Source organism: Nocardioides sp. WJ219 (assembly GCF_058559815.1).
In genome coordinates, this window is record NZ_JBZUJV010000002.1 from 125,040 (window position 1) to 152,017 (window position 26,978).

30 protein-coding genes are annotated in these 26,978 nt (G+C 73.7%); 17 read left to right on the plus strand and 13 right to left on the minus strand.

The annotated features are described in order from the left end of the window. The 3 genes from AC4MBH_RS04640 to AC4MBH_RS04650 are packed head-to-tail and all read left to right on the plus strand — an operon-like array spanning window position 1 to window position 2,563. Complete coding sequence (locus tag AC4MBH_RS04640; RefSeq protein ID WP_491793180.1) at window positions 1-948, plus strand: choice-of-anchor M domain-containing protein; 948 nt, start codon at window positions 1-3, stop codon at window positions 946-948. After that, window positions 945-1,691 (plus strand): anchored repeat-type ABC transporter ATP-binding subunit, encoded by a 747-nt coding sequence (locus AC4MBH_RS04645; protein WP_491793181.1) that lies wholly within the window; start codon window positions 945-947, stop codon window positions 1,689-1,691. The genes AC4MBH_RS04640 and AC4MBH_RS04645 overlap by 4 nt, the downstream gene beginning before the upstream one ends. Beyond that, the gene (locus AC4MBH_RS04650) at window positions 1,691-2,563 is read left to right on the plus strand and encodes an anchored repeat-type ABC transporter permease subunit (RefSeq protein ID WP_491793182.1); all 873 of its coding nucleotides are present in this window, start codon (window positions 1,691-1,693) and stop codon (window positions 2,561-2,563) included. The genes AC4MBH_RS04645 and AC4MBH_RS04650 overlap by 1 nt, the downstream gene beginning before the upstream one ends. 368 nt (window positions 2,564-2,931) lie before the next feature. Here the strand turns inward: AC4MBH_RS04650 and AC4MBH_RS04655 are convergent, their stop codons facing one another. Then, the gene (locus AC4MBH_RS04655; RefSeq protein ID WP_491793183.1) at window positions 2,932-4,812 is read right to left on the minus strand and encodes a choice-of-anchor M domain-containing protein; all 1,881 of its coding nucleotides are present in this window, start codon (window positions 4,810-4,812) and stop codon (window positions 2,932-2,934) included. A gap of 169 nt (window positions 4,813-4,981) precedes the next feature. Here AC4MBH_RS04655 and AC4MBH_RS04660 point away from each other — a divergent pair, with 169 nt between their 5' ends. Both AC4MBH_RS04660 and AC4MBH_RS04665 read left to right on the plus strand, forming a co-directional pair. After that, a complete protein-coding gene (locus AC4MBH_RS04660; RefSeq protein WP_491793184.1) occupies window positions 4,982-5,410 on the plus strand; it encodes an ATP-binding protein in 429 nt (142 codons plus the stop codon). Window positions 5,411-5,412: 2 nt separating this feature from the next. Then, window positions 5,413-6,249, plus strand: a complete 837-nt coding sequence (locus tag AC4MBH_RS04665) for an RNA polymerase sigma factor SigF (protein ID WP_491793185.1) — start codon at window positions 5,413-5,415, stop codon at window positions 6,247-6,249. Between the two features lie 42 nt (window positions 6,250-6,291). Here AC4MBH_RS04665 and AC4MBH_RS04670 read toward each other — a convergent pair whose 3' ends face one another. After that, window positions 6,292-6,699, minus strand: coding sequence for a hypothetical protein (locus AC4MBH_RS04670; RefSeq protein ID WP_491793186.1), 408 nt, complete (start codon window positions 6,697-6,699; stop codon window positions 6,292-6,294). Window positions 6,700-6,887: 188 nt separating this feature from the next. On the opposite strand from AC4MBH_RS04670, the gene AC4MBH_RS04675 reads away from it, so the two are divergent. Next, the gene (locus AC4MBH_RS04675; RefSeq protein ID WP_027863177.1) at window positions 6,888-7,139 is read left to right on the plus strand and encodes a WhiB family transcriptional regulator; all 252 of its coding nucleotides are present in this window, start codon (window positions 6,888-6,890) and stop codon (window positions 7,137-7,139) included. A 22-nt stretch (window positions 7,140-7,161) separates the two neighbouring features. On the opposite strand, the gene AC4MBH_RS04680 is transcribed toward AC4MBH_RS04675, so the two are convergent. After that, entirely contained in the window at window positions 7,162-8,637 is a 1,476-nt protein-coding gene (locus AC4MBH_RS04680; protein WP_491793187.1) for a sensor histidine kinase, read from the minus strand. A gap of 91 nt (window positions 8,638-8,728) precedes the next feature. Here AC4MBH_RS04680 and AC4MBH_RS04685 point away from each other — a divergent pair, with 91 nt between their 5' ends. From AC4MBH_RS04685 to AC4MBH_RS04700, 4 genes are all read left to right on the plus strand, one after another. Then, window positions 8,729-9,568, plus strand: coding sequence for a DUF2785 domain-containing protein (locus AC4MBH_RS04685; protein ID WP_491793188.1), 840 nt, complete (start codon window positions 8,729-8,731; stop codon window positions 9,566-9,568). A 204-nt stretch (window positions 9,569-9,772) separates the two neighbouring features. Continuing rightward, on the plus strand, window positions 9,773-11,434 hold the full coding sequence (locus tag AC4MBH_RS04690; protein ID WP_491793189.1) for an acetolactate synthase: 1,662 nt from the start codon (window positions 9,773-9,775) through the stop codon (window positions 11,432-11,434). After that, window positions 11,434-11,913: a GNAT family N-acetyltransferase gene (locus AC4MBH_RS04695; protein ID WP_491793190.1), complete on the plus strand. Its 480-nt coding sequence runs from the start codon at window positions 11,434-11,436 to the stop codon at window positions 11,911-11,913. Before AC4MBH_RS04690 ends, AC4MBH_RS04695 begins: the two co-directional genes overlap by 1 nt. Then, complete coding sequence (locus AC4MBH_RS04700) at window positions 11,914-12,294, plus strand: thioesterase family protein (RefSeq protein ID WP_491793191.1); 381 nt, start codon at window positions 11,914-11,916, stop codon at window positions 12,292-12,294. It abuts the gene before it with no gap. A 63-nt stretch (window positions 12,295-12,357) separates the two neighbouring features. Here the strand turns inward: AC4MBH_RS04700 and AC4MBH_RS04705 are convergent, their stop codons facing one another. From AC4MBH_RS04705 to AC4MBH_RS04725, 5 genes are all read right to left on the minus strand, one after another. Further along, complete coding sequence (locus AC4MBH_RS04705) at window positions 12,358-12,432, minus strand: 50S ribosomal protein bL37 (protein ID WP_370249596.1); 75 nt, start codon at window positions 12,430-12,432, stop codon at window positions 12,358-12,360. Between the two features lie 82 nt (window positions 12,433-12,514). Further along, window positions 12,515-12,802 (minus strand): mycothiol system anti-sigma-R factor, encoded by a 288-nt coding sequence (gene rsrA / locus AC4MBH_RS04710; RefSeq protein ID WP_491793192.1) that lies wholly within the window; start codon window positions 12,800-12,802, stop codon window positions 12,515-12,517. After that, on the minus strand, window positions 12,802-13,434 hold the full coding sequence (locus tag AC4MBH_RS04715) for a sigma-70 family RNA polymerase sigma factor (RefSeq protein WP_491793193.1): 633 nt from the start codon (window positions 13,432-13,434) through the stop codon (window positions 12,802-12,804). The genes rsrA and AC4MBH_RS04715 overlap by 1 nt, the downstream gene beginning before the upstream one ends. Before the next feature lie 63 nt (window positions 13,435-13,497). Further along, window positions 13,498-14,148, minus strand: coding sequence for an alpha/beta hydrolase family protein (locus AC4MBH_RS04720; RefSeq protein ID WP_491793194.1), 651 nt, complete (start codon window positions 14,146-14,148; stop codon window positions 13,498-13,500). Beyond that, window positions 14,145-14,990, minus strand: a complete 846-nt coding sequence (locus AC4MBH_RS04725) for an SOS response-associated peptidase (protein ID WP_491793195.1) — start codon at window positions 14,988-14,990, stop codon at window positions 14,145-14,147. The genes AC4MBH_RS04720 and AC4MBH_RS04725 overlap by 4 nt, the downstream gene beginning before the upstream one ends. A gap of 54 nt (window positions 14,991-15,044) precedes the next feature. Between AC4MBH_RS04725 and AC4MBH_RS04730 the strand changes: the two genes are divergently transcribed. The 3 genes from AC4MBH_RS04730 to rsgA are packed head-to-tail and all read left to right on the plus strand — an operon-like array spanning window position 15,045 to window position 17,848. Next, window positions 15,045-15,569 (plus strand): hypothetical protein, encoded by a 525-nt coding sequence (locus AC4MBH_RS04730; RefSeq protein WP_491793196.1) that lies wholly within the window; start codon window positions 15,045-15,047, stop codon window positions 15,567-15,569. A gap of 28 nt (window positions 15,570-15,597) precedes the next feature. Further along, window positions 15,598-16,833: a 3-phosphoshikimate 1-carboxyvinyltransferase gene (gene aroA / locus AC4MBH_RS04735; RefSeq protein ID WP_491793197.1), complete on the plus strand. Its 1,236-nt coding sequence runs from the start codon at window positions 15,598-15,600 to the stop codon at window positions 16,831-16,833. Between the two features lie 13 nt (window positions 16,834-16,846). Beyond that, complete coding sequence (gene rsgA / locus AC4MBH_RS04740; RefSeq protein WP_491793198.1) at window positions 16,847-17,848, plus strand: ribosome small subunit-dependent GTPase A; 1,002 nt, start codon at window positions 16,847-16,849, stop codon at window positions 17,846-17,848. Window positions 17,849-17,857: 9 nt separating this feature from the next. Here the strand turns inward: rsgA and AC4MBH_RS04745 are convergent, their stop codons facing one another. Then, complete coding sequence (locus tag AC4MBH_RS04745; RefSeq protein ID WP_491793199.1) at window positions 17,858-18,316, minus strand: DUF2231 domain-containing protein; 459 nt, start codon at window positions 18,314-18,316, stop codon at window positions 17,858-17,860. 9 nt (window positions 18,317-18,325) lie between these two features. On the opposite strand from AC4MBH_RS04745, the gene AC4MBH_RS04750 reads away from it, so the two are divergent. The 3 genes from AC4MBH_RS04750 to AC4MBH_RS04760 are packed head-to-tail and all read left to right on the plus strand — an operon-like array spanning window position 18,326 to window position 21,221. Next, the gene (locus AC4MBH_RS04750; protein ID WP_491794111.1) at window positions 18,326-19,276 is read left to right on the plus strand and encodes an inositol monophosphatase family protein; all 951 of its coding nucleotides are present in this window, start codon (window positions 18,326-18,328) and stop codon (window positions 19,274-19,276) included. A 10-nt stretch (window positions 19,277-19,286) separates the two neighbouring features. Beyond that, the gene (locus AC4MBH_RS04755) at window positions 19,287-19,718 is read left to right on the plus strand and encodes a CBS domain-containing protein (RefSeq protein WP_491793200.1); all 432 of its coding nucleotides are present in this window, start codon (window positions 19,287-19,289) and stop codon (window positions 19,716-19,718) included. After that, on the plus strand, window positions 19,719-21,221 hold the full coding sequence (locus AC4MBH_RS04760; protein ID WP_491793201.1) for an MFS transporter: 1,503 nt from the start codon (window positions 19,719-19,721) through the stop codon (window positions 21,219-21,221). It abuts the gene before it with no gap. Here AC4MBH_RS04760 and AC4MBH_RS04765 read toward each other — a convergent pair. After that, on the minus strand, window positions 21,218-23,878 hold the full coding sequence (locus AC4MBH_RS04765; protein WP_491793202.1) for a hypothetical protein: 2,661 nt from the start codon (window positions 23,876-23,878) through the stop codon (window positions 21,218-21,220). The two genes, AC4MBH_RS04760 and AC4MBH_RS04765, sit on opposite strands and share 4 nt — an antisense overlap. Window positions 23,879-24,008: 130 nt before the next feature. Here AC4MBH_RS04765 and AC4MBH_RS04770 point away from each other — a divergent pair, with 130 nt between their 5' ends. Beyond that, complete coding sequence (locus tag AC4MBH_RS04770) at window positions 24,009-24,377, plus strand: FKBP-type peptidyl-prolyl cis-trans isomerase (protein WP_491793203.1); 369 nt, start codon at window positions 24,009-24,011, stop codon at window positions 24,375-24,377. Window positions 24,378-24,875: 498 nt separating this feature from the next. Here the strand turns inward: AC4MBH_RS04770 and AC4MBH_RS04775 are convergent, their stop codons facing one another. The 3 genes from AC4MBH_RS04775 to AC4MBH_RS04785 are packed head-to-tail and all read right to left on the minus strand — an operon-like array spanning window position 24,876 to window position 26,964. Beyond that, entirely contained in the window at window positions 24,876-25,121 is a 246-nt protein-coding gene (locus AC4MBH_RS04775; protein WP_491793204.1) for an RNA-binding S4 domain-containing protein, read from the minus strand. Between the two features lie 17 nt (window positions 25,122-25,138). After that, window positions 25,139-26,416, minus strand: coding sequence for a DUF445 domain-containing protein (locus tag AC4MBH_RS04780; protein WP_491793205.1), 1,278 nt, complete (start codon window positions 26,414-26,416; stop codon window positions 25,139-25,141). Beyond that, window positions 26,413-26,964 (minus strand): hypothetical protein, encoded by a 552-nt coding sequence (locus AC4MBH_RS04785; protein ID WP_491793206.1) that lies wholly within the window; start codon window positions 26,962-26,964, stop codon window positions 26,413-26,415. The genes AC4MBH_RS04780 and AC4MBH_RS04785 overlap by 4 nt, the downstream gene beginning before the upstream one ends. Window positions 26,965-26,978: the final 14 nt, after the last annotated feature.

Below are 26,978 nucleotides of genomic sequence, written 5' to 3' on the forward strand. Positions count from 1 at the left end.
ATGTCCCGTCCCCGGCTCGCCCTGGCGACCCTGAGCCTGACCCTGGCCGCGCTCGCCTGCCCCCCGGCGCAGGCGACGCCGACCGACGACCCCGGCCTCGACCAGCGCATCGAGGGCGACCAGGACGTCGCCACCGACGACGTCGTCCGCGACCGCGGGCACGTCGACCTCGGGCCGCGCTTCGCCGACGGCGAGTGGGAGCTGATGGTCCACGACGACACCGGGGCCGACGGGGCCGGCGGCTCGGTGTGGCGCGAGCTCGACCGCACCGTCTTCGCCGTCGGCGACGTCGCGCTGCAGCAGGTGCCGGACGACCCGGCGTACGAGTTCCTCGGCGTCCCGGCGGGTGAGCCGGTGCACGTGGTGCCGCAGACCCAGTCCGACGACATCGTGTGGATCGGCTGGAACACCCAGGACCCCGAGGTGATGGCCTCGGTCGACCGCGGGGTCACCCTCAGCCTGACCGGCGTCGACGGACCGGGCGACCTCGTCGTCTACCTCCAGGACGGCGGCTTCGGCGCGCCCGACGTGCTGTGGGACTCCACGGTCCCCGAGGAGCAGCCGCTCTTCGTCGACGTCAACACCCACACCCACGCCAACTGGGTCTTCACCGAGCCCGGGGTCTACCTGGTCTCGATCGAGGCGTCGGCCCAGCTCGTCGACGGGTCCGAGCAGGCGGCCACCGGCACCCTGCGGGTCGCCGTCGGCGACGCGACCTCGGCCGACGACGCGTTCTCCGCGCAACCCGCGGCGACCGCGCCGTCGCAGACCGTGCCCTCCCCCGCCGGGGAGGCGGACGAGGAGGCCGCCACGGAGTCGGCCGACGACGACTCCCTGGCACCGGTCGCCCTGGCCGTCGGAGGTGCCGCGCTGCTGCTCGCGGCGGTCGCGGTCGCCCTGGTGCTGCGCGGCCGCTCGGCCCGTCGTCGTGCCCTGGACCAGCCGTGAGCCGCGCGCTCGAGGTCGCCGGGCTGGTGGTCGACCTGGGCGGCCGCCCGGTGCTCGACGGCATCGACCTGGTCGTCGACCGCGGCGAGCTGGTCGGGCTGATCGGGCCCAACGGTGCGGGCAAGACGACGCTGCTGCGCGGCGTCCTGGGGCTGCTGCGCCCGCGGGCGGGCACCGTGCGGGTGGAGGGCGTCCCCGTCCGCCGCCGCAGTGCCGGGATCGGCTACGTGCCGCAGCGCCACGAGTTCGCGTGGGACTTCCCGATCAGCGTCGAGCAGGTCGTCGCCTCCGGCCTGACCGGCCGGCTCGGTCTGCTGCGTCGTCCGGGCGTGCCGGAGTGGCGGGCCGTGGGCCGGGCCCTCGACCTGGTCCGGATGGGCGACCTGCGCGCGCGCACCGTCGGGGAGCTCTCGGGCGGCCAGCGGCAGCGGGTGCTGGTGGCCCGCGCCCTGGCCCTCGACCCCACGGTGCTGCTGCTCGACGAGCCGTTCTCCGGGCTCGACATGCCCACCCAGGAGATCCTCCTCGAGCTCTTCACGTCCCTGGCCCGCGACGGCCGCGGCGTCCTGATGACCACCCACGACATCGTCTCCGCGCTGTACTCCTGCGACCGCGTCGCGCTGCTCAACCGCCGCATCGTCGCCGACGGGCCGGCCTCGCAGCTGCAGGACCCGGCCCTGTGGACCGAGACCTTCGGGGTCAGCGAGAACAACCCCCTGCTGCGGATCCTGGAGCCACGCTGATGCCGCTGTCCGACTTCCTCGCCGACCTGCTCAACCCCGACCTGCGCTTCCTGCCCAAGGCCCTGGGCGTCGCGGTGATGGCCGCGATCGTCTGCGGCGTGGTGGGGTGCTACGTCGTCCTGCGCGGCATGGCCTTCATCGGCGACGCCGTGGCCCACGCGGTCTTCCCCGGCCTGGCGGTGGCCTTCGTCGTCTCGGGCAACCTGATCCTCGGCGGCACCGTCGCCGGCGTCGTGACCGCCGTCCTGATCGCGGTCTTCTCCCAGGGCCGGCGACTCAAGGAGGACTCGGTGATCGGGGTCTTCTTCGTCGGCGCGTTCGCGCTCGGCCTCGTCGTGATCTCCCAGGCCCCCGGCTACGCCGGCTCGCTGCAGCAGTTCCTCTTCGGCTCGCTGACCGGCATCCCCGACCGCGACCTCGCCGTCGTCGGCGTCACCGGCCTGCTGGTCCTGGGCGCGGCGGTGCTGCTCCACCAGCAGCTGGTCGCCGTCACCCTCGACCGCGAGATGGCCCGCGCCCTCGGCCTCCGGGTCTTCTGGCTCGACCTGGCGCTCTACGTGCTGGTGACCCTGGCCGTGGTCATCTCCGTCCAGACGATCGGCAACATCCTGGTCCTCGCCCTGCTCGTCACCCCCGCGGCCACGGCCCGGCTGCTGACCGACCGCCTCGGCGTGATGATGGTGCTCGCCCCCCTGCTCGGCAGCGTCTCGGCCCTCGTCGGCCTCTACGTCTCCTGGTCGTGGGACCTCCCGGTCGGCGGCACCGTCGTCCTGGTCCTGACCTCGCTCTTCCTCCTCGCCTGGCTCGGCGCCCCCCGCCACGGCCAGCTCGCCCGCTGGCGCCGTACCCCGTCGTACGACTCCGCCGGCTGAGGACCACCCGTCGTACGACGTCGCACGGCGACGGTGGTCGAGCCGCGGGGACGACGTCTCCGCGAGTCGAGACCCCCGCAGGGTGCCTTCCCTCGCCGGGTCTCGACTCGGGGTCGGGCGCTCGCCCGGCTCGACCAGCGTGAGTGGCCGTCGTACGACGGTCGATCACCGACGGTGGTCGAGCCGCGGGGACGAAGTCTCCGCGAGTCGAGACCCCCGCAGGATGCCTTCCCTCACCGGGTCTCGACTCGGGCTCGCTGCCGCTCGCCCGGCTCGACCAGCGTCGTCGTACGACGTCCTGACATCACCCCGGCCACGACGACAACGGGCCCCGGCGGATGCCGGGGCCCGTCGGGTGTCGCGGTCGCTCAGCGGCGGGCGACCTGCACCGCGAGGCGGTCGGTGCTGGAGCGGAACGACGCGTTGCCCAGGTAGCGGACCGTCAGGGCGTGGCGGCCGGGTGCGAGGCGGGGCAGCCGCAGCTGGGCCGGCGTGCCGGCGACCCGGGCCCTACCGAGCACCTTCGAGCCGCGCGCGACCACGACCGTGCCCCGCGGGGCGAGGTCGGAGCGGACCTGGATCCGCACGACCGGGCGGCGAGCGGCGGTGGCGCGGGCCGACGTGGTGGTCGCGGCCTTGCGGACCGTGAGCGCGTGCGCCGCCGCGGTCGAGGCACGCTGGGCCCCGGCGTCCTGCGGGACGAACGTCGCGGCGACCGACTGCCGGCCCACCGGGAGGGTGCGCGGCAGGGTGATCGGCGCCGCGCCCTGGGGCGAGAGGGCGACCGAGGCACCGACCGGCTCACCGCCGACCGTGAGCCGCACCGAACCCGCGCCGGGCGCCGTACCGGCGGCCACGCGGACGTCGGCGACGACGGCCCGGCGCGCGCCGTACGAGCTGGTGGCGCTGCTCAGCGCCACCGACGTCGTCGTCCCCACCGCGGCGCCCTCGACGACGTCGAGGGTGATCGGGGCCGACTCGGCCACCACGGCGTGGTCGTGGTCGAACAGGCGGGCCACCACGGTGGCGCCGTCCATGTCGGCCGCGATCGGCAGCTCGGCGTCGGCCGCGTCGCTGCCGGGGATGTAGGTGTAGAACTCCTCGCCGGTCTTGCGCAGGTACCAGTGGTAGTGCGCCTGGTCGGTGACCGGCTGCTGGGTGGAGGTGAACCGGGCCACGTCGCCGACCCGGTGGGTGGCCTGGTCGGCGCTCGCGCCGAGCGTGGTGATCTGGTCGAGCTGGGAGACGTCGAGCGTGATCGGCTCCGACGACGCGACGACCTGGTGGTCGGCGCCGTACAGGCTGGCGTAGACCTGCGCGCCGTCCCAGACCAGCGACGTCGGCAGCTTGAGCTCGGCGGTGCCCGACCGGTTGCTGATGGCGTAGTCGGCGTCCCCCGGCTTCTTGATGAACCAGTGGTAGTGGTCGAGGTCGGTGGGGGCGGTCGGGGCCGCGCTCAGCGTGATGCCCTGGCCGTAGAGGTACGTCGCGCCCGGCCGGTTGGGCGTGACCTCCAGGCCGAGGTCCGCCGCCTCCTCGCCGACCTGGATCCGGTACTCCGCCGCCGGCCCGGTCAGGACCGGACCCTCGGTGGTCTGCGCGGTCGGGGTGACCGTCAGCGTGTAGGTGCCGACCTCGGTGAACGCCCACTCGGTGTGCACGTGGGCGCTGCGGCTGACCGGGATCGTGTCGGGACCGCCGTCGCTGGAGTCGACGTGGTGGTTGGTCGGCTCGCCGAAGGGGCTCTGCATGTAGGAGTGCACCTCACCGGGCCCCTCCACCTCCACCGCGAGCCGCACGGGCTGGCCCGACGCCGGCAGCGTGGTGCCGGCGGGGAGGCTCGCGACCAGGCGCTCGGTGCTCCACCCGGGCCACGGCAGTGCCTGGTCCTGGCTGAACGGCAGGACGTAGACGGTGTCGCCGGTCTCGCCGAGGAAGTCGTAGGACGCCAGGAGCCCCTCGGGCAGCTCGAACGCCGCCTCGTCGGCGTCGACGGCGATGGTGACGTCCGCGGGGTCGCGGAACACCTTGCCCGAGCCGTGGAGGCCGGTGTCGTCGCCGACCCGCAGCGCCAGGCCGCCGGACGGCTGGTCGTAGGTGACGTCGAAGAGATCGATGTGTCCCGAGGTGAGGACGAACGGACGGGGTTCGGCCGCCGCGGCGGGCGAGCCGGACGCCGCGATCAGCGTCACCGGCAGGGCGAGGGCGAGGACGGGAGCCAGGACGGCCCTGTTGAGCTGGATGGTCATGGACGACTTTCGAGAGAGGACGACGGAGCTTGGATCATAATGAGATTCATTCTCAAATAGCAATGTGGTCCACCGGTGTTTGCCGGCGCGGTGCTCGGGTACGGCCCGAGCACGAGCAGGGGTGGCAGTAGGGTCGCAACGCCGAGCACCGTCAACGAAGGACATGGACATGCCAGTGACGTCCCAGCCCGTCGACCAGCCCGTGGCCCCCGACGGTCGCGCCGACGTCGAGCTCCGGCTGCCGGCCGACAGTGCCTACGCGTCGGTGCTGCGGACGACGACCGCCGGCCTGGCCGCGCGCCTGGACTTCACCATCGACGACATCGAGGACCTGCGGATCGCGGTCGGCGAGGCCAACGCGATGGTGCTCGACCACGCCGACGACGGCGGCGACCTGACGGCTGCGTTCTACCTCGCGCCCGGCCGGATGACGATCTCGATCGCCGTCCAGGCCGCCGGCAACCCCGTCCCCGACCTCGACAGCTTCGCCTGGCAGGTGCTGGCGACGCTGGCCTCCTCGGCCGACATCGAGAGCGCCGGGGGCCGGTTCGCGATCGTGATGACCATGGTGTCCTCGGCTGCCGGAGCCGGCAGCTGACCATGGAACCGACCCCGCCTCGCGACGACGTTCGCGAGCCCGACCCGGCGGACGACGCCCGCCGGACCCGCGTCGAGCTCACCCGACAACGCAGCGCCGAGCTGTTCGTCGTGATGCGTGACGACCTGGGCTCCGACGCGACCCGCTCCCACGCCCGCGACTCCCTCGTCCACCTGCACCTCCCGCTGGTGGAGCACTGCGCACGCCGCTTCCGCAACCGTGGCGAGCCGTTCGAGGACCTGGTGCAGGTGGGCACGATCGGGCTGATCAAGTCGATCGACCGCTTCGACACCGACCGCGGCGTCGAGTTCTCGACCTACGCCACCCCGACGATCATCGGCGAGATCAAGCGCTACTTCCGCGACAAGGGCTGGGCGATCCGGGTGCCGCGGCGGCTCCAGGAGCTGCGCATGCAGATCGGCGCGGCGACCGCCGAGCTCACCCAGAGCCTGGGCCGCTCCCCCACCCCGCGCGAGCTGGCCGAGTCGATCGGCTGCACGGTCGAGGAGATCGTCGAGGGCATCGAGTCGAGCAACGCCTACTCGACGCTCTCGCTCGACGCCACCGACAGCACCGAGGACGGCTCCTCGAGCATGCTCGACGCCATCGGGATCGACGACGAGGGGCTCGAGCACGTCGAGATCCGCGAGTCGATCAAGCCCCTGCTGGAGAAGCTGCCGGCGCGGGAGAAGCGGATCCTGCTGCTGCGGTTCTTCAAGAACATGACCCAGTCGCAGATCGCCGAGGAGATCGGCGTCTCCCAGATGCACGTCTCCCGGCTGCTCACCCGGACCCTCGAGGAGCTGCGGGCCTCGCTCGAGGCCCCCGACGGGCACTGACCCCGCGCGGCCCGGCCCGGCGCGACGCCGACCGGGCGCCCGTCAGGACCCGTCGTCGGGGTCGCCGAGCAGCGCCTCGAGCGTGGCCGGATGGATCATCGCGGCCAGCGCGACGAGGGCGCTGACGGCGAGCGCGAGAGCCAGCAGGGCGTTGTCGCGGGCGTTCCAGGCGATGCCGAGCTGGATCAGCTGGGTGATCATCACCGGCCCCCGCGCCCAGGGACGCCGACGGGTCAGCGCCCAGGCGCAGGCCAGGAGCGCGACGCCGTAGGCGCCGAAGAAGACCCCGACCGACACGCCGACCTCGAGCCGCGACGGGACGACGTCGAGCAGCCCGACGACCGCCAGCACGACCAGGCCGACCCCCTGCAGGGCCACCAGGACGGCGGCGACGAGGAGCGGCAGCGGGGCGGCCGGGGAGGTGGGCGTGGACGTCGCCGGATCGGTCACGGGCCGAGCGTACGCAGCCCACGATCGTCTCTGTGACCCAACGAACCGGTGGAAACACTTGATCCGGGCACCGATAGTTGCGACAGTGGTCGAGCGCTCGTGAAATCCTTCACACACGGGATTGTCCGCGCGCCCGCAGGCCTGAGCATCCCTGCCTGCACGTCTCTACCTAGAAGGATCCACCTGCCATGGATTGGCGCCACCGTTCCGCCTGCCTCGACGAGGACCCGGAGCTGTTCTTCCCGATCGGCAACACCGGCCCCGCCATCCTCCAGATCGAGGAGGCCAAGCAGGTCTGCCGACGTTGTGACGTCCGCGAGCAGTGTCTCGCATGGGCGCTGGAGGCGGGACAGGACCACGGCGTCTGGGGTGGCTTGAGCGAGGACGAGCGCCGGGCCCTGAAGCGTCGCAACGCCCGCGCCCGGGTGCGCACCGCCTAGTCCCCGGTTTCCCGAGGACCCCTCACGCGAGCTCCGGCACGTCGATCGCGACCCGGGTGCCGCCGTCGGGCCGGGCCCGCACCTCCAGCTGGCCACCGAGCTCCGACTCCACCAGCGTGCGCACGATCGACAGGCCCAGGTTGGTCGACCCGTCGAGGCTGAAGCCCGGCGGCAGGCCGCGACCGTCGTCGTCGACGACGACGTGCATCCGGCCCGCGACCCGGTCGACCCCGACCACGATCGTGGCCTGCGCGGCGACGTCGGCGTCGTCGTAGCCGTGCTCGACGGCGTTCTGGAGGAGCTCGGTCAGCACCATGGCCAGGGCGTTGGCCGCCTCGGAGGGCAGCACTCCGAAGCTCCCCTCGCGGCTGACCCGGACCCGTCCGGTCAGCGCGCTCACCTCGGCGACCATCGTGCCGAGGCGGTCGGCGATCTCGTCGAACTCCACCGTCTCCTCGACCGCCTGGCTCAGCGTCTCGTGCACGATCGCGATCGTGCCGACCCGGCGCACGGCCTCCTCGAGCGCGAGCTTGGCGGTCTCGTTGTCGATCCGGCGCGCCTGCAGCCGCAGCAGGGCGGCGACGGTCTGCAGGTTGTTCTTGACCCGGTGGTGGATCTCGCGGATGGTCGCGTCCTTGGTCACCAGCTCGCGGTCGCGCCGCCGCAGGTCGGTCACGTCGCGCACCAGCACCAGCGCGCCGATGTGCGTGCCCTCGGGCCGCAACGGGATCGATCGCACGATCAGCGAGACCTCGTCGGTGCCGATCTCGACGTCCCGGTGGGCGCGACCGCCGAGCACCGCGCTGAGCGTCTCCTCGTCGGGACGCCGCCGCGGCGGCACCAGGTCGCGCACCACCTCCGCGACCGACTGGCCGGCGAGGTCGCCGGACAGCCCGAGCCGGCGGAAGACCGACTGGGCGTTGGGGCTGGCGTAGGCGACCCGGCCGGCGTCGTCGACGCGGACGAACCCGTCGCCCACCCGCGGGGAGTCGGCGTGGTCGCTGCGCTGCCCGGTGGCCGGGAAGTGCCCGGAGGCGATCATCTGGGTCAGGTCGGTCGCGGCCTGCAGGTAGGACAGCTCGAGGCGGCTGGGGGTGCGCACCCCGAGCAGGTTCGTGTGCCGGCCGATCACCCCGATCACCCGGCCCGCCCGCACCACCGGGATCGACTCCATGCGCACCGGCACCTCGTCGCGCCACTCGGGGTCGCCCTCGCGCGCCGTGCGGCCCTGGTCGTACGCCGCCTCCAGCAGCGGCCGGCGTCCGCGCTCGACGAACTGGCCCACCAGGTCGTCGACGTACGCCGTGGGGCCGGTCGTCGGCCGCATCTGCCCGGCCGCCCAGAATCCCGTCCCCGCCCGGTCGGGCAGCCACAGCACCAGGTCGGCGAAGGAGAGGTCGGCGATGATCTGCCAGTCGGCCTGCAGGAGCTGCAGCCAGGCGACGTCGTCGGCGTCGAGATCGGTGCGCGTGCGGACGATCTCGGCGAAGGACGGCACCGACCGAGGATAGGCCCCCGTCCGGACCGGAACCCTCCGGATCGGACCCACCCGACTGGGTGGTGCCGAGTTTGTCTGAAACAATGCGCCGGTGTCTCGGGTGAACTGGAAGCAGGTGCACGACGATGACTTCCGGGTCCCGGAGCACCTCTCGTTGAGCGACCTCACCGAGGAGCTGACGGTGATGCTCGGTGACGTCGACCCCGTCCTGCGGGACGGGACGGCGTACCCCACGTTGGCGACCTGGATCGCCCGCGGGGTCTACGACGACCTGCTCCCCGGCCTGGGCGACGGCATGGTCGCCGGGCTCGGCGCCGGGCTGGGTGAGCGCGACACCGACAGCGTGTTCCGGCGCGCGTTCTCGGCCCTCGTGGTCGCCGAGTGCATCGAGCGCGACAACAGCCGGCCGCTCGTGCTCGGCGGCAAGGTGCTGCAGTGGGGCGACGCGATCGCCACGTGGCTGCTGCGCGAGCAGGACCTGCGCGGCTGGGTCGACGGCAAGGGCTGGGCGCACGCGGTCGCGCACGGCGCCGACGCCCTCGGCGCGCTGTCCCGCTCCCCCCACCTCGGACGCGCCGAGCTGACCGTCGTGCTCGACGTCGTCGCCGACCGGCTGCTGCTGCCCGTCGACCAGCCGTTCACCCACGGCGAGGCCGACCGGCTCGTCGGCACCACGATGGCGGTGCTCCGCCGCGGCACGGTGCCGCTCACGGTGCTCGAGCCGTGGGTCAACCGGATCGCCGGCGGCGCCTCCCCGCACGCCCGCGCGCGCGGCTCCGACCCCTACGTCACGACCGGCAACGCCCAGGCCTTCCTCCGCTCCCTCTACCTCCGCCTCGCCCTCGGCAGCCGCCCCCCGACCGTGCGCGCCGACCTGATGCTCGTGCTCGTCGGCGTCCTGCGCGAGACCAACGAGGCCTTCTCCGTCTGACCCCGCCCGGACCCGTCGCGCTGACCTCCCGCGCTGACCCGTCGTACATGTACGACGGGTCAGCGTCGATCTCGCGGTGACCCGTCGCATCGTTGCGACGGGTCAGCGTCGATCTCGCGGTGACCCGTCGCATCGTTGCGACGGGTCAGCGTCGATCTCGCGGTGACCCGTCGCATCGTTGCGACGGGTCGATAGCGTGCGGGCATGACCGACGAGAGCCCCGAGCAGATCACCGGGCACGCGGGGGAGCTGGCGGTCGCCGCTGCCCGCGCGCACGGTGTCGAGACGATGTTCACCCTGTCCGGCGCCCACGTCTTCCCGATGTACGACGGCGCGGTGCGGACCCAGCAGGAGGGCCAGGGACCTCCGGTGCGGCTCCTCGACGTGCGGCACGAGCAGACCGCGGCGTTCGCGGCCGAGGCCACCGGCAAGCTGACCCGGGTGCCGGGGCTGGCGGTGCTCACCGCGGGCCCGGGCGTGACCAACGGCGTCAGTGCGATCGCGCAGGCGCAGTTCGCCGGCTCCCCGATGGTCGTGGTGGGCGGCCGGGCGCCGCAGAACCGCTGGGGCAGCGGCAGCCTGCAGGAGCTCGACCAGCCCCCGATCGTGGCGTCGGTCTCCAAGCACGCCGCGACCCTGCCGACCGCCGGCGACGTGCTCGGCGGGATGGACGAGGCGTTCCGGCTGGCCGGCTCGTCGCACCGCGGGCCGGTCTTCGTCGACGTGCCGATGGACGAGTTCTTCGCCAGCTCCTCCGGCCCCGCGCCGAGCGGCGAGCGCACCCGCGGCGCCGAGCCCGACACCGACGCGGTCGACCGGGTGGCCGGGCTGCTCGCCGCGGCCGCGCGCCCGGTGCTGGTCCTCGGCACCGACGTGTGGGCCGATCGAGCCGAGGTGGCCGCGATGCGGTTCGTCGAGGCGGCCGGCGTCCCGGCGATCACCAACGGGATGGGCCGCGGCGTCGTCCCCGGCGGGCACCCGCTCCTGGTGACCAAGGCGCGCAGCCAGGCGCTCAAGGAGCCCGACCTCGTGGTCGTCGTCGGCACCCCGCTCGACTTCCGGCTCGGCTACGGCGTCTTCGGCGACGCCCGCGTCGTCCACGTCGCCGACAGCCCCGGCCAGGTCTCGCAGCACGCCGCGCTAGCCGAGTCGGTCTCGGGTGACCTCACGTCGTTCTTCGACGGCCTCCTCGCCGCGCTCGAGCGTGGCGCCAAGCCCGACTGGCGCGCCTGGGTGACCTCCCTGCAGGAGACGGTCGCCGCCGCGGTCGAGCGCGACCGCGCGCTGCTCGGCGCCGAGGCCGACCCCATCCACCCCGCCCGGATCTACGGCGAGCTGGTGCCGCGGCTGGCCGACGACGCCGTCGTGATCGGCGACGGCGGCGACTTCGTCAGCTTCGCCGGCAAGTACGTCGAGCCCAAGCGCCCCGGGGGCTGGCTCGACCCGGGCCCCTACGGCTGCCTCGGGGCCGGCCTCGGCGCGGCGATGGCGGCCCGGATCGCCCGCCCGTCGTCGCAGGTCGTGCTGCTGCTCGGCGACGGCGCCGCCGGCTTCTCGCTGATGGACGTCGACACGCTGGTGCGCCACGACCTGCCGGTGGTGATGGTGATGGGCAACAACTCCGCCTGGGGCCTGGAGAAGGGCCCGATGCAGATGCTCTACGGCTACGACGTCGCGGCCGACCTCGCCCCCCGCACGGCGTACGACGGGGTGGTCAAGGCCCTCGGCGGCGCCGGCGAGACCGTGACCGACCCCCGCCAGATCGGCGCCGCGATCGACCGGGCCTTCGCCTCGGGGGTGCCCTACCTGGTCAACGTGATCACCGACGTCGACGCGGCCTACCCGCGGTCGACCTTCGGCATCTGATGCACGTACGACGCCTCGAGCCCGGCGACCACGCGCAGGTACGGCGGGTCCTGCTCGCCGCCTACGCCGACCACGTCGCCGAGGAGGCCGACTACGCCGACCAGCTGGTCGACCTCGAGCGGCGCGACCGCGAGGCCGAGGTGTGGGTGGCGCTCGACGACGACGGGACCGTCGTCGGCACGGTGACCCTGTGCCCGCCCGGGTCGTCGTGGCGCGAGATCGCCACCGACGAGGAGGGCGAGTTCCGGATGCTGGCCGTCGACCCCGCCCACCACGGCCGGGGCCACGGCCGCGCCCTGTCGGTCTGGGTGGTCGAGGAGCTACGCCGTCGTGGCCTCGCGGCGGTCGTGCTGTCGAGCAGCACCACGATGACGAGCGCGCACCGTCTCTACGAGAGGCTCGGCTTCGTGCGCCTGCCCGAGCGCGACTGGTCGCCGAACCCCCACGTCGACCTGCTGGCCTACCGTCTGGAGTCCTGAGTGGACGAGCTCACCGCCACCGTGTCCTTCACCGTGACCGACGACGACACCGCCGCCGCGGTCGGCTCCGGGACGCTCCCGGTGCTCGGCACGCCCCGGTTGCTGGCCTGGTTCGAGGCTGCCACCTGCGCCGCCCTCGAGCCGACCCTGCCGGCGGGCTCGACGTCGGTCGGCACCCGGATCGCCGTCGAGCACCTCGGCGCCTCGCCCGTCGGCCAGGCGGTCGAGGTCACGGCCTCCACGGCGTACGCCGACGGCCGGCTGCACCGCTTCACCGTGGCGGCGCGGCACGTGGGCGGCACCTCGGCCGGCAAGGTCGTCGGCTCCGGGGAGGTCACCCGGGTCGTCGTCGACCGCGAGCGGTTCCTCGGGCGCCTGTAGCGCGGAGGACGGACCGGAAAACGAACGCGACCCCCGGCCGGTGGCCGGGGGTCGAGAAACAGCTCAGCTGTTGGGGCGCTTTCCGTGGTTGGCGCCCTTCTTGCGGCGCGCGCGGCGCTTGCGTCCGGTCTTGCCCATGGTGTCCTCCTGGGATCGAGATCGGCCCAGTCTCTCAGGCAGGCGGGGCGAGGCGGAAATCGGGCGGCGAAGGCGGTGCCGGTCAGCCCTCGGTGGTGGTGATCTGCACCTGCACCTCGCGGATGCGGATGCGGACCCGCTCGCGGAGGTCGGCCGGGGCCACCTCGGTGCACGACCGCGCGACGACCGACTTCACGGTGCGCTGGAGGTCGTACTTGACCAGGCACGGGTTGCACGAGTCGAGGTGCACGCGGACGGCGTCGCAGTCGGCGTCGTCGAGCTCGTTGTCGAGGAAGTAGACGATGCGCTCGAGGAAGTCGGCACAGTCCTGGTCGGCGGTGGGCCCGGCGTGGGCGTGGTCGTGGCTCATCAGGACTTCGCCTCCACCGTGGCAGCCGGGAGCAGGTCGTTGCCCCGCACGTAGTCGGACAGCATGTCGCGTAGCTGGCGTCGCCCGCGGTGCAGTCGCGACATCACGGTGCCGATGGGCGTGTCCATGATCTCGGCGATCTCCTTGTAGGCGAACCCCTCGACGTCGGCGAGGTAGACCGCGAGCCGGAACTCCTCGGGGAGCCGCTGCAGTGCGTCCTTGACCTGCGAGTCGGGCAGGTGCTCGAGCGCCTCCATCTCGGCCGACTTCAGGCCCGAGGAGCTGTGCGACTCGGCGCGGGCGAGCTGCCAGTCCTCGACGTCCTCGGACATCGACTGCTGCGGCTGGCGCTGCTTCTTGCGGTAGTTGTTGATGAAGGTGTTGGTCAGGATCCGGTAGAGCCACGCCTTGAGGTTGGTGCCCGGCCGGAACTGGTGGAAGGCCGAGTAGGCCTTGGCGAAGGTCTCCTGCACCAGGTCCTCGGCGTCCGCGGGGTTGCGGGTCATCCGCATCGCCGCCGAGTAGAGCTGGTCGAGGAAGGGCAGGGCGTCACGCTCGAAGCGCAGCGAGCGCTCGGCGTCGGTCTCGGTCTCGAGGTCGACGACCTCGGGCTCGGTGGATAGGTCTGTCATCAGGTCCCAGCGTACGTCGCCGGTGGGACGATCCATCACTGCCATCACGTGGGACAGAACACCTCAGGGCCGGGAGGGATTCCCGACGACCTCGCGCACGATCCACTCGAGGGTCGACTCGACCAGGATCTCGAGCGCCTCGTCCTGGCTGACCGGACCCTTCCTCGGCACCCGGAAGGAGTGGTCGGCGCCGGGGACGACGACCAGGTCGAGGTCGGGTGGGAACGACTCCGGCAGGCCCATGGTGTCGCGCTCCCCCTGCACCACCAGGATCGGGACCCGGGCGCCGCGCAGCTCGGGGAGACGCGACTTCTCCGGCTTGCCCGGGGGGTGGAGCGGGAACGCCAGCGCCAGGCAGCCCACCGCACCGAGCCTGCGGGCGGTGCGCGCCGCCGAGCGGGCCCCCGCCGACCGGCCGCCGACGACCAGCGGCGAGCGGGTGCGCAGCTTGTCGGCACCGGCGATGAACGCCTCGTCGAGGGTGGGCGGGGCGGTGGCGACCTTGCGGCCGGCGCGCTTCCACGGCTGTTCGAACCGCACCACCGAGACGTCGTTGCGCGGCAGCGCCGCGGCCAGCGCCTCGAGGTCCGGGGTGTCGATACCGGCGCCGGCACCGTGGCCGAGCAGCACGGTGGCGATCGGGCGCCGCGCCCGGTCGGTGACCAGCAGGCCCTCGCCGTGCGGGGTGTCGACCAGCAGCTCGTGGCGGCTCACAGCAGGGTCCCCTGGCCGTCGCCCGGCTCGTCCCGGGGCTCGTCCCGGGGTTCGTTCCCGGTCTCGTCGAGCGGCAGCGGCTCGACCAGCTCGGGCCCGTTGTTGCGCACGTTGCCGACCGCCGGCGAGACCGGGTAGGCCTCGAGGCGGCCCGGGGCGGCGGGCACCAGCAGGTCGAGCAGGGTGTCCTGGTCGGTGCGCGGGTCGAGCCAGGCGCCCCGGCGGTCGGGCTCGACCATCAGCGGCATCCGGTCGTGGATGCGGCCCAGGTCGTCGGCGGCGTCGGTGGTGATCACCGTGCAGGTCCAGCGGAACCGCTCGGGGTCGTCGTCGGCACGGGTGGGGTCGCGCCAGATCTCGTAGAGGCCCGCCATCGCCAGCACTCCCCCGTCGGCGGGCCGGATGAAGAAGGGCTGCTTGCGCGGCTTCCCCTTCGCCCGTCCGACGGCGGAGGGCTGCTCGGTCTCGTACCACTCGAAGTAGCCGTCAGCCGGCAGCAGGCACCGCCGCTTGGCGAAGGCCCGCCGGAACGCCGGCTTGTCCGCCACGGTCTCCATGCGCGCGTTGATCATCCGGTTGCCGATGCCGGGGTCCTTGGCCCACGAGGGCACCAGCCCCCAGCGCAGCACCCGCAGCTGGCGCACCGGGTCGTCCGTGGCGGCGGGCGGCGCGTCGGGGTCGCCGTCGCGGACCGACGGTGTCCGCTCCACCACGGCGTAGACCTCCTTGGTGGGGGCGACGTTGTAATCGGGCTCGAGCGCCGCCTCGACACGGGAGTCGACGACGTCGAATTCCTCCGCGAGGTCGTCGGGCTGCCTGCTCGAGGCGTACCTGCCGCACATGGCCTCGATCGTAGGGGTGGCGAGGCGCCCCGGGGGATCACCTAGGTTGGGACCATGAGCCTCAGCCGCCTCGTCGCCCGCCCACTGATCGCCGTCGGGATCATCTACCTGGCCCAGGGAAACCTGCGGAACCCCGCCGCGGTGGCGCCGTCCGCCGCCAAGCTGACCGACAAGGTGGTGCCGGCAGCCAAGAAGGCCGGGGTGCCGCTGCCCGAGGACACCGAGACCCTGGTGCGCCTCAACGCCGGCGTGCAGGTGGCCGGGGCACTCGCCCTCGGCACCGGCCGCGCACCCCGCCTGGGTGCCGCCGCGATCATCAGCTCGCTCGTGCCGGCCACGATCGCCGGCCACGCGTTCTGGTCGGAGACCGACCCGGCGGCCAAGGCGAGCCAGACCAAGCAGTTCTTCAAGAACCTCGCGCTGATCGGCTCGCTGATCGTCGTGGCCGGTGACACCGACGGCCAGCCCGGCGTGGCGTGGCGCGCCCGCCGCGTCGCCAAGGACGCCCGCCGCGAGGCCAAGCACCTCGCCGGTGCGGCCCGACGCGAGGCCAAGCTCGCCAAGGCCAAGGTCGGCTGACTTGCCGGACCCGTGGCCCGCACCCCGTGTGCGTGAACCCGTCGACGTCACCGTCTCGCTGCCGGGGAGCAAGTCGCTGGCCAACCGGGCCCTGGTCCTGGCCGCGATCTCCGACGGCCCGTCCGTCGTACGCCGGGCCCTGCGCTCGCGCGACACCCTCCTGATGGCCTCGGCGCTGACGGCGCTGGGCTCGACGGTCGACACGTCCGGTGCCGACTGGCTCGTCACGCCGGGGACGTTCGACCGCGACGCCGACGTCGACTGCGGCCTCGCCGGCACCGTGATGCGGTTCGTGCCGCCGATCGCCGGACTGTCCTCGGGCGCCGTCGCCTTCGACGGCGACCCGCACATGCGCTCGCGGCCCATCGGCGAGGTCCTCGCGGCGCTGGCCGCGCTCGGGGTCGACGTCGACGACGGCGGACGGGGCGCGCTGCCGTTCACCGTGCGCGGCACCGGGTCGGTCCCGGGCGGCACGGTGGTCATCGACGCCTCGGCCTCCTCGCAGTTCGTCTCGGCACTGCTGCTCGCCGGGGCGCGGTTCGACCGTGGCGTCGACGTGCGCCACGACGGCAAGCCGGTGCCCTCGCTCCCCCACATCGAGATGACCGTGGCCGTGCTGCGCGAGCACGGCGTGGAGGTCGACGACGGCGAGGCCAACCGCTGGGCGGTGGCGCCCGGTCCGGTGCAGGCGGTCGACCACGTGATCGAGCCCGACCTGTCCAACGCGGCGCCGTTCCTGGCGCTGGCGGCGGTCAGCGGCGGGCGGGTCACCGTGCGCGACTGGCCCGAGGCCACCACGCAACCAGGCGACGAGCTGCGCTCGATCCTGTCGCAGATGGGGTGCGAGGTCGCCCGCACCGACGACGGCCTCCAGGTCACCGGTCCCGACCGGCTCCAGGGGGTCGACCTCGACCTGCACGACGTCGGCGAGCTCACGCCCGCCGTGGCTGCGCTGTGCGCCCTGGCCGAGGGGCCGTCCCACCTGCGCGGGATCGCGCACATCCGGGGCCACGAGACCGACCGGATCACGGCGCTGGCCACCGAGCTCGGCGCCCTCGGCGCCGGGGTCACCGAGCACCCCGACGGGCTGTCGATCACCCCGGCCCCGCTGCGCGGCGGCGTGTGGCACACCTACGCCGACCACCGGATGGCGCACGCCGGCGTGATCATCGGTGCCGCGGTCGACGGTGTCCTCGTCGAGGACGTCGCCACCACCAGCAAGACCTTCCCCGACTTCGCGGCCTTCTGGTCCTCGCTGGTCTGAGGCACCCTCCCCGATGTCCGGCCGCTACTCCGACCACGACCCCGAGCACTACGAGCGGCCCCGCCGCCGGACCCGCCCGCGCACCAAGGAGCGGCCGTCGTACGACGACGCGGTCGACGGCGTCGTCGTCACCGTCGACCGGGGTCGCTTCACCCTGCTGGTCGACGGCGTCACCGTGCTGGCGGTCAAGGCACGCCCGTTGGGCCGCAAGGGCGTGGTGGTCGGCGACCGGGTGCGCGTCGTCGGCGACACCTCGGGCGACGGCGGCACGCTGGCCCGCGTCGTCGAGGTCGTCGAGCGGACGACGACCCTGCGGCGCACCGCCGACGACGACGACCCGGTGGAGCGGGTCATCGTCGCCAACGCCGAGCAGCTGGTCATCGTCACCGCGCTGGCCGACCCCGAGCCCCAGCCGCGGATGATGGACCGCGCGCTCGTCGCGGCGTACGACTCCGGGATGACGCCGCTGCTGTGCCTGACCAAGGCCGACCTGAAGTCCCCCGACGAGCTGCTGGTGACCTACCGCTCCCTCGGCGTGCCGTGGGTGGTCACCGAGCGCGGCGGCGACCTCACCGAGGTGCGCGAGCGCCTGGCCGGGCGCACCAGCGTGCTCGTCGGGTCGAGCGGTGTCGGCAAGTCCACGCTGGTCAACGGGCTGGTGCCCGACGCGTTCCGCGAGGTCGGCATCGTCAACGCCGTCACCGGTCGTGGCCGCCACACCTCGACCTCGGCCTACCTGCTCCCGCTGCCCGACCACGACGGCGTGGCGGGCGGCTGGATCATCGACACCCCCGGGATCCGGTCGTTCGGGCTCGCGCACGTGCGGCCCGAGGACCTGATCGGCGCCTTCCCCGACCTCGACGAGATGACCGAGGACTGCCCCCGCGGCTGCACCCACGGCGACGACGAGCCGGAGTGCGGTCTCGACGTGGCCCTGGCGCGCGGTGAGGCCGACCCCGACCGGGTGTCGTCGTTCCGGCGGTTGCTCACCGCCCGGTCGGTCAGCGAGTACTGAGCCGCCGGCTCAGCCCTCCACGCCGTACCAGGCGATGCTGGCGCCGGCCTCGCCGGTGAGCACCGTGTAGACGAGGGTCAGCACCCCCAGGACGCCGACACCCACCCCGAGCGCGATGCGGGTGGTGCCGGTGCGGGTGTGGAACCAGGCGGCGGCGAAGGCGACCAGCGCGAAGGCGGTGACCGACCAGCGCAGGATGCCGGCCCGCTCCTCGTGGGTCTCGAGCAGGGCCGGCAGCTCCTCGAACTCATAGCTGCCGGCGTTGGCCTCCGCGACGCTCTCCCCGGAGAGGTAGGCGACCCAGATGGCGACGAACGCGGCGGCGGCCCCCGCCGCGAGCGGCCAGCGCAGCCAGTCCCGCCACCGCGGGACCGCTGCGTAGAGCAGGCCCGCGAGCGCGGCGAGCGGCGTCAGGACCACCGCGGCGTGGACCGCGAGAGCGTGCAGGGGAAGCCCGTTGATCTCCATAGATGAAAGATAAACCACTTCGGGGTCAGTAGCCTGTCGCCCGTGGCCGCAGATCGCACCGACTTCACCGACGACCTGCGCCTCGCGCACGTGCTGGCCGACGACGCCGACGCGCTGACGACGGCCCGGTTCAAGGCGCTGGACCTGCACGTGATGAGCAAGCCCGACCTGACCCCCGTCACCGACGCCGACCAGGCGGTCGAGGAGGGCATCCGGCGCACGCTGTCGCGGGTGCGCAGCCGCGACGCGATCACGGGTGAGGAGCAGGGCTCGAGCGGCAACTCGCAGCGCCGCTGGGTCGTCGACCCGATCGACGGCACCAAGAACTTCGTCCGCGGCGTCCCGGTCTGGGCCACCCTGATCGCCCTCGTCGTCGACGACGAGGTCGTGCTCGGCGTGGTCTCGGCCCCCCAGCTGCAGCGGCGCTGGTGGGCCTCGCGCGGCAACGGCGCCTGGACCGGCCGCTCGCTGCTCAAGGCCACCCGCATGCAGGTCTCCGACGTACGCCGCCTCGAGGACGCCCACCTCGCCTACTCCTCGCTCAGCGGCTGGGAGGAGCGGGGCCGGCTCGACGACGTCCTGTCGCTGATGCGGCGGTGTTGGCGCACCCGCGGGTTCGGCGACTTCTGGTCCTACATGCTGCTGGCCGAGGGCGCGGTCGACCTCGCCGCCGAGCCGGAGCTCGAGGTCTACGACATGGCCGCCCTCGACGTGATCGTGCGCGAGGCCGGTGGCCGGTTCACCGCCCTCGACGGCACCGACGGCCCCTGGGGCGGCAACGCCCTGGCGTCCAACGGCCACCTGCACGAGGCGGCCCTGTCGTTCGTCGGCGGGCTGCCCGACGACCACGAGGGCGACCCCGACTGGCCGACCTCGGGCCCCGGCAGCGTCAGCGACCTACGGGCCCACCGTGCCCGCGAGCCCCGCGAGCCTGGTGACACGAGCCCGCCCCAGCAGTAGCGTCCCGCCCATGCACATCGGTGAGATCCTCGAGGCCAAGGTCAACCGCGACATCGTGACCATCCCTCCCGAGGCCGGCGTACGGGAGCTGATCTCGCTGCTGGCCGAGCACAACATCGGCGCCCTCGTCGTCAGTGGCGACGGCACCAGCGTCGACGGGATCGTCAGCGAGCGCGACGTCGTCCGCCACCTGCACCACGACGGCACGGTCGTCAACAACACCGTCGCGGCGATCATGACCCAGTCGGTCGAGACCTGCACGCCCGACGACGACCTCGACGAGGTGATGGCCCGGATGACGGCCAAGCGGTTCCGCCACGTCCCGGTCTGCGACGGGGGCACGCTCGTCGGCATCATCTCGATCGGCGACGTGGTCAAGCACAAGATCGGGCAGCTGCAGTTCGAGCGCGACCAGCTCGACTCCTACGTGCACCAGCAGTAGGTGGCGACCGCACCCGACCTGGCGCTCTCGACGGCCGCCGGCCGGTGGGTGCTGGTCGCCGCGATCATGGGCTCGGCCCTGGCCGGCATCGACGCCACCGTCGTCAACGTCGCCCTGCCGGCCCTCGGCGCCTCGCTGGACGCGGAGTTCTCGGCACTGCAGTGGACGGTGTCGGCGTACGCGCTGACGCTCGCGTCGTTCATCCTGCTCGGCGGCACGCTGGGCGACCGCTTCGGCCGGCGGCGCATCTTCGTGGTGGGCGTGGTGTGGTTCGCCGTCGCCTCGCTGGCCTGCGGGCTGGCGCAGGACGTCGGGACCCTGATCGCCGCCCGGGCCGTCCAGGGCGTGGGGGCGGCACTGCTGACCCCCGCCAGCCTGGCGATGCTGCAGGTCACGTTCCGCTCCGAGGACCGCGCGCGGGCGATCGGCGCGTGGTCGGGGCTGGGCGGCGTCGCCACGGCCATCGGGCCGCTGCTCGGCGGGTGGCTCGTCGACGTCGCGTCGTGGCGCTGGGTCTTCCTGATCAACCTGCCGCTCGCCGCGGTGGTGGTCTGGCTCGCGCTCCGGCACGTGCCGGAGACCCACGACGAGGGCTCCGACGGCACCGACGTCGACTGGACCGGTGGCCTGCTCGGCGCCGTGGCCCTGGCCGGGCTCACCTTCGCACTGATCGAGGCGCGGCGCGGCGGGGCCGTCGTGGCGGCCGGGCTGGCGGTCGCCGTGGTCGGCGCCGCCCTGTTCGTGCTGCGCGAGCGGCGGGCGGCGTACCCCGTGCTGCCGCTCGGGGCGTTCGCCTCCGGACGGTTCAGTGCCGTCAACGGCGTCACGTTCCTGGTCTACGGCGGCTTCGGCGCGGTGTTCTTCCTGCTGGTCGTGCAGCTGCAGGAGGCCACCGGGTTCGGGCCGGTCGCGGCGGGCTCGGCACTGCTGCCGGTGACGGCGCTGATGCTGGTGCTGTCGCCGCGTGCGGGCAAGCTCGCCTCCCGCATCGGCCCCCGGATCCCGATGTCGGTCGGCCCCCTGGTCTGCGCCGGCGGCCTGCTGCTCCTCGCCGGCGTCGGGCCCGGCGACGGCTACCTCGTCGACGTGCTGCCGGGCGTGGTCGTCTTCGGGCTGGGGCTCTCGCTGCTGGTCGCGCCGCTCACCGCCGCCGCCCTCGGCGCGGCACCCGACGAGCACGCCGGGATGGCCTCGGGCGTCAACAACGCCGTCGCCCGGACCGGCGGTCTGCTGGCCGTCGCCGCGATCCCGGTGATCGCGGGCATCGACAGCGGCGCCCCGTCGGGGTTCCGCAACGCGCTGTGGATCTCGGCGGCGGTCCTGGTCGTCGCCGGGGTGGCCGCCGCACTGACCGTGCGCGACGACGTACTGGGGTCGGGCACCGCGGCCGTGGAGCCGCCGGCCGAGCCGGTCCACCACCTGCGGCACTGCAGCGTGGGAGCGCCCCCGCTCGCCGCGGCGTGCGACGAGCGGGGGCGCATCCAGGGCCAGGACAGGACCTAGCCCCTCGCCTGCGACCGGTTCGGTCCCAGGTGACCGTTCGGCGAGCGGGGACTCGAGCGGACGTCGCTCGGGTCGGACCCCTGGCGCACCTCCGCGCCGTCGCTCACCCGGCCGTTGTCGGTGTCGTAGTCGGCCGGGTCGGTCTGGCGCCGGTCGTGGCGACCGTTGCGGCTTCCGGTGACCTCCTGCTTGTCACCGAGCCGGTCCCGGTCGGTGTCCGCGGCGACCGGGTTGGTCCGGCGGTGACCGATCACGAACGTGCCGCCCCTGGCCACCACGCGCTGCCGGATCCTGGTGCCGACGACCTCCGCGCGGTCGCTCAGCCCGTCCCGGTCGGTGTCCCGGGCGCACGGGTTGGGCCACACCTTGCCGATGGTCCGGCGGTGGCCGGCGCGCGTCACCTGCTGCCGTACGACGATCCCGCGGGTCTCACGTCCGTCGTGCAGCCCGTCACGGTCGGAGTCGACCCGGGTCGGCGACGTGCTGCAACGGGAGTAGCGAGCCGGGCCGGCGACCTCCCGGCCGTCGTCGACGCCGTCGTCGTCGGTGTCCGGGTCACGCGGGTCGCTGCCGAGCGCGGCCTCCTGGCCGTTGGTGAGGCCGTCGCCGTCCGGGTCGGCCCCACCGGTACCACCGTCGGCGCCGTCGTCGGACCCGTCCAGCGGGTCCGTGCCGGCCTCGACCTCGTCGCCGTCGCCGACACCCCCGTCGTCGGTGTCGGGGTCGGTCGGGTCGGTCGTGAAGAACTCGACCTCGGCGCCGTCGGACAGGCCGTCGTCGTCCGTGTCGGGATCGGCGGGGTCGGTACCTGCCGCGGCCTCCTCGCGCGTGGTCAGGCCGTCGCCGTCCGCGTCGTTGGCCGGGTGGTCGTCAGCGGGGTCGAGCGGGTCGAGCCCGTGGGCCACCTCGGCGCCGTCGGTGATGCCGCCGTCGTCGGTGTCCGGGTCGCGGGGGTCGGTCTCGTGGGTGTGGACCTCGGCGCCGTCGGTCAGTCCGTCGTCGTCGGTGTCCGGGTCACGGGGGTCGGTCCCGGCCGCCTGCTCCTCCGTCGCGGTGAGGCCGTCGCCGTCGGCGTCCCCGTCCACGGGCGGTACGTCGTCACCCCCGGCCAGCGGGTCGGTGCCGGCCTCGACCTCGTCGCCGTCGCCGACACCACCGTCGTCGGTGTCGGCGTCCAGGGGGTCGGTCTCGTGGGTGTTGACCTCGGCACCGTCGGAGAGCCCGTCGTCGTCGCTGTCGGGGTCGGCCGGGTCGGTGCCCAGCTCGCCCTCCTGGCCGTCGGGGAGGCCGTCGCCGTCGCCGTCACCGCCCGGGAGGTCGTCGGTCCCGTCGAGCGGGTCGGTGCCGTAGCCGACCTCGGCACCGTCGGTCACGCCACCGTCGTCGGTGTCGGCGTCGTTGGGGTCGGTGCGGGTGCCGTTGACCTCGACACCGTCGGACAGGCCGTCGCCGTCGGTGTCGGGGTCGAGCGGGTCGGTCTCGTGGGTCTTGACCTCGGCGCCGTCGGTGAGTCCGTCGTCGTCGGAGTCGGGATCGGCGGGGTCGGTGCCCGCTGCGTCCTCCTCGGCGTCGGTGAGGCCGTCGGAGTCGGAGTCGACCGGGCCCTGGTCGGCCTGGCAGAGCACGCCACCGGCCGGAGCCGTCGCCGCGGCCGTCATCGGACCCACGGCGAGCGAGAGGTCGACCACGGGGCCGTTCGCCGCGCGCACGGAGAGGTCGATGGCCAGCACGGCGTCGAGCGACGCGGAGGCCGACGTCGCGGTGGTGGTCTCCTGCGGTGCGGCCAACCGCACCCCCAGGTCGACCGTGAGCAGACCGAGGGGGATCGGTACGTCGAGCCGGTCGCCGTCGGCGGGGACGTCGAGGACCTCCCCGTCGGCGAGGCGGACCGTGACCAGCGGGTCGGAGTACTCCGTGGTCCCCCCGGCCCCGCCGGCCGTCGCGCGCAGCACGGCCGGGCCGGCCACCTTCACGACGGCGAGGCCACCCAGCAGCGAGACGTCGCCGACCTGGGTGGTGGTCTCGGCGACCACCAGGTCGCCGTCGCCGGGTGCGTCGACCAGCCGGGTGGTGCTGGTCGTGGTCGAGGCGGCCACCCGGGCCGTGGTCGCGATCGGGGGCAGGCCGGGCAGGGTGGGCACACCGAGCACGGTGAGCCCGGCGAGCTCGGTGCGGGCCGAGCCGAGCAGCCGCTGGCCGCCCACCGCGGGCACGCACGCGTCGTCGCTGAGGTACGCCGCCGAGACGTCGCCCTCGATCACGTCGACGTCGGCCAGCGGCGCCAGGTCGAGCGGCAGCAGCGTCTCGACCGGCGGGTCGCTCGACGGCGGCGCGGAGGCCTCGGTGCTGTCGAGGGGCAGCGGGGTGCCACCGAGCGCGACGTCGACGTTGGCGCTGCTGGCCGTCACCTCCGGCGAGGCCGCCGTGTCGGTGGTGGCCCGGGCGTGCCCGACCACCACGTCGGCGAGGCTGCCGCCGAGCAGGTCGGCGTCGAGCCGCACGATGTCGCCGTGGGCGGTGGCGGCGTACGAGCCCGGTGGGGCGGCGCCGGCCGCCGGGGACGGCAGGGCGGCGCCGAGCGCGACGGCCGTGGTGAGGGCCGTCAGGGTGGCCAGGACGGGCCGGTGGCGCGCCGAGGAGACCAAGGAGGGGGGCATGAGTGATTCTCCAGAGGACGGAGGGACAGGAGGGAGCAGGCTCCGCCGTACCCATGCGTCCCGAGTTTCTGCATCGCCTGCCCGTCCGGGTGGGCGGCGCCCCCTGACCGCGGGGTCCTAGGGTGGCTCCATGGAGAAGCCCGAGATCGAGTTCCCCGACCCCGAACCGCCCACCGACCTGGTGATCTCCGACGTCACCGTCGGCGACGGGCCCGAGGCCGCCGCCGGCCAGACCGTCAAGGTCCACTACGTCGGCGTCGCCCACTCCACCGGTGAGGAGTTCGACGCCTCCTACAACCGCGGTGAGCCCCTGCAGTTCCGCCTCGGCATCGGCCAGGTCATCTCCGGCTGGGACCAGGGCGTGCAGGGCATGAAGGTCGGCGGCCGCCGCCAGCTCGTCATCCCGCCCCACCTCGGCTACGGCGACCGCGGCGCCGGCGGCGTGATCAAGCCCGGCGAGACCCTGATCTTCGTGGTGGACCTGCTCGAGGTGCGCTGAACGCTGCTCGCCCACCTTGCGGGGGTCTCGGCCCGCGGCGACGTCGTCCTCGCGGCTCGACCACCGTCGGTGACCCACGCTGGTCGAGCCGGGCGAGCGCCAGCGAGCCCGGGTCGAGACCCGGCGGGGTGCGCACCCTTGCGGGGTGGTTTCGAGACGGTTGCCAGCGCAACCTCCTCAACCACCGGGTCGGCAACCCACGTTGGTCGGGCGGGTGGTTTCGGGGCGGTAGCCAGTGCAACCTCGTCGACCACCGGTGGTCGGTGACTGACGCTGGTCGAGGAGGGCCGCCAGGCCCGTCTCGAGACCATCCCCCACGCTGGTCGAGCCGGGCGAGCGCCAGCGAGCCCGAGTCGAGACCCGGCGAGGTGCGCACCCTGCGGGGGTCTCGACTCGCGGAGACTTCGTCCCCGCGGCTCGACCACCGTCAGTCACCCACGCTGGTCGAGGAGGGCCGCCAGGCCCGTCTCGAGACCACCGATGGTGGGGTCGCTGCTGCTACCAGGGGAAGTCGTCGGGCGTGGAGCCGTCGGCCACCCGGGCCGACTGGGCCGCGACCTGGACCAGGTCGCCGTTGACCAGCTGGCGGCCCCGGCGGGTCTCGGGCACGCCGTTGACCCGGACGACGCCGCCGGCGAGGAGCTCCTTGGCCGCGGAGCCGGACTCCACGAGGTTGGCGAGCTTGAGGAATTGTCCGAGCTTGATGGTCTCGTCCTCGATCGAGACGTTCACGGGATCAGCCATGGTCCTAGTCAATCACCTCACTCGACCAGGACCGCGACGGCGTGGATCAGCAGCCCCACGAGGCCGCCGACGATGGTGCCGTTGATCCGGATGAACTGCAGGTCGCGTCCCACGTGCAGCTCGATCCGCTGGGCCGCCTCCTTGCCGTCCCACCGCTCGATGGTGTGGCTGATCACGGCGGCAAGGTCGCTGCCGTAGCGCTCGACGACGAACACCGCGGCGTCGGCGGCACGCCCGTCGAGGCGCTCCCGGAGCGCGGCGTCCTCGCCCAGGCGGACGGTGAGAGCGGTGACCTCGGCCCGCAGCCGGCGTCGTACGGCGCCCTCGGGGTCGCCCAGCGACGTCGTCAGCGCGCGCTGGAGCGCCTTCCACAGCGAGATGCCGGACGTGACCACGGCGGGGTGGTCGAGCAGCCGGTCCTTGAGCCGCTCGGCGCGCTCCTGGGTCGCCGGGTCGCCGAGCAGGTCGTCGGCGAGCTGGCGCAGCAGCGAGTCGAGCGCGACCCGCGCGCGGTGGCTCGGGTCGGTGCGGATGTCGCCGACCCAGCGCACCATCTCGACGTGCACGCGAGCAGTGACGCGCTCGTTGAGGCTGTCCGGGGCCCACCAGGGCGCCCGCTCCCCCAGCACCTCCTGGACCGTCTCGGGGTTCTCGCGCAGCCAGTCGTGCAGCTCCTGCAGCGCGAGGTCGACCAGCCCGAGGTGCAGGTCGTCGCGGACCGCCTCCGACAGCAGGCCGCCGAGCAGCGGCGAGATCGGCTCCTCGCGGAACCTCGGCACGAGCGCCTCGGTGACCAGCGCCTCGACGTGCTCGTCGCGCACCTTGCTCAGCGCGATGCAGGCCACCTCGGAGACCTCCTCGACGACGCGTCGCGCGTTGGCCTCCTCCGAGAGCCACTCCCCGACCCGTGCCGAGATGCCGACGGCACCGATCCGCTCGCGGATGATCCCCTCCTGCAGGAAGTTCTCGCGCACGAAGTCCTGCAACCCCTGCCCCAGGTCGTCCTTGCGCTTCGGGATCAGCGCCGTGTGCGGGATCGGCAGGCCGAGCGGGTGCTTGAACAGGGCCGTGACCGCGAACCAGTCGGCGATGGCGCCGACCATCGACGCCTCGGCCCCGGCGTTGACGAACCCGAGGACGCCGTCCTGGCCGAGCGTGGCGACGTACACGACGGCGGCGAGCACGAGCAGCGCGACGGCGACCGTGCGCATCCGGCGCAGCTTGCTGCGTCGTACGTCGTCGGCGGAGGCGTCGACGAGCGGCCCGGGGGCGGGGCTCGTGGTCGTGGCGGTCACCGGCGCGCCGCCCGCACCTGCGTCAGGTACGCCGTGCTGGCCGGCAGCCACGCCGCCACCACCCCGGTCACCCCGAGGGCCACCCAGACCCACGCCTGGGGTCCGAGGACCAACCAGAGCAGCGAGACCACGGCCAGCGCGGTCGCCAGCCCGCGGGCCCAGCGACGCCCGCGGTAGAGCGAGCGGCCGAGCAGCTCGTAGACCAGCGCGGCGACCAGCGAGAGCAGGACGAACGCGACCCCGAGGGCCGTGAGCAGGTCGGCCCACCGGTCGTCGCCCGCGACCTCGATCGCCTCCTGGACGACCTCGGCCGTGCGCCCGTCGAGACCGAGGTCGGAGACGGCGTCGACGGCGGTGACGGCGGTGCCGACGTCGCCGACGGTCGAGCGCGCCCAGACCAGGAACGCGACCGCGGAGCCGACGGTCCACAGCGCGGCCAGGCGCAGCGACCACACCGCCACCCGGATGCTCGGCGGCACCACGACCTGGCGCTTGTCGCTGTAGGGCACGAGGGGCCGGGACGGAGGTCCGGCGGGATGGATCGACACGGGGGCAGTCTCCC